At 62.4% G+C, this 1,326-nt stretch carries 1 protein-coding gene; it reads right to left on the reverse strand.

Annotated features, from left to right (window positions below):
* Positions 1 to 31 precede the first annotated feature (31 nt).
* Positions 32 to 1,326 (reverse strand): ATP-binding protein (locus NA10_RS35070; RefSeq protein ID WP_307188426.1); only part of this gene is annotated, 1,295 nt, incomplete at its 5' end.

The raw sequence follows: 1,326 nt of genomic DNA on the forward strand, positions 1-1,326 counted from the left end.
GTTTTCGTGGCAGTGCGCGAGCCGGGGGTGGTCATGGTCGTGCGTTCCACAGGGCGCTGACCGGCAGAGCGCGGAATTTCGGGCCGAAAGGGAGGGTTTCGGTGCCGGTGTAGAACACATACCCGGCAAGAAGGTTCTCGCCCAGGCGTTCTGCGAGGTGTCGGAGACCGCGGAAGTCCTCGGCTTTGACGGTGGCGGCGGCTTTCACCTCGATGGCGATTACTTCTCGGCGGTTGTTCTCGAGGATGATGTCGACTTCGACGTTGTCGCGGGTGCGGTAGTGGAACATGCGGGCCTCCTGATCGGACCAGGTCAGTTGGCGCGCGAGTTCGGCGGCGACGAAGCCTTCCAATAGTGGTCCGAGCGGGCCGTTTGCCGCTCGCAGCGCGCGTGAGTCGGCACCACACAAATACGTTGCGATACCGGAATCGACCATGAACACCTTGGAGGTTGCCACGGCCCGGGTGGTCAGGTTTCGCGACCAAGCGGGGATGCGCTTGATCAGGAAAACCTCTTCCAGCAGACGCAGGTAGCGGGCGACGGTGTCCTTGGGAAGGCCGAGTTCATTGCCCAGAGCACCAGGCACCAGGAGCTGACCGGAACGGGCCGCGACGAGGTTGGCCAGGGTGAACATCTCGGCGGTACGTTCGATCTCGGACAGCTGCATGACGTCTCGGTTGATCAGGTCGGCGACGTATGAGGCGAAGAATCGGGAACGTCGTTTGCCTTCTCGCGCAACAGCTTCGGGGAAGCCTCCGCGTGCGATTCGTTCGATGTAGTCATCACGATTCTCGATCCCGTCACATCGGAGCTGCGGTCCGCGTTCGAAGGCGCAATCGATGAATCTGTCAGGTGCGCCGTCGATTTCGCCCTGAGACAGGGGCCAGAGTTCGATTGTTTCCATACGTCCGGGAAGCGCGTCGGGAACGCTCCGGAGCGCCATGACGTGCGCCGAACCGGTCAGCAGGAACCGGCCCGGTCGTCCGTCAGCGTCGACGGTTTCCTTGATGGCCAGCAGCAATTCCGGAACTCGCTGCACCTCGTCGATGATCAGTAGGGAATCGTCGAGGACGAACTGTGTGGGGTCGTAGTCGGCCGCCTGGCGAGTCTCCGGCTTGTCGAGGCTCCGCCAGGTTGCGCCGATCTCCCTGCCTATCCGGGCGACCAGCGTGCTCTTGCCGCATTGGCGAGCTCCGTTGACCAGGACGACGCGAGTATCGGCTAGTGCTTCATGGACTGCCGAGTGAGCATGACGGGGAAGAATCCGACCAATCGGCGATGACGAGAAAGACGAGGTCACCGCCGCAGTATTGCATAGCTCGTGCG

It is taken from the genome of Nocardia acidivorans NBRC 108247 (assembly GCF_001625085.1).
Classification (GTDB): Bacteria; Actinomycetota; Actinomycetes; order Mycobacteriales; family Mycobacteriaceae; genus Nocardia; species Nocardia acidivorans.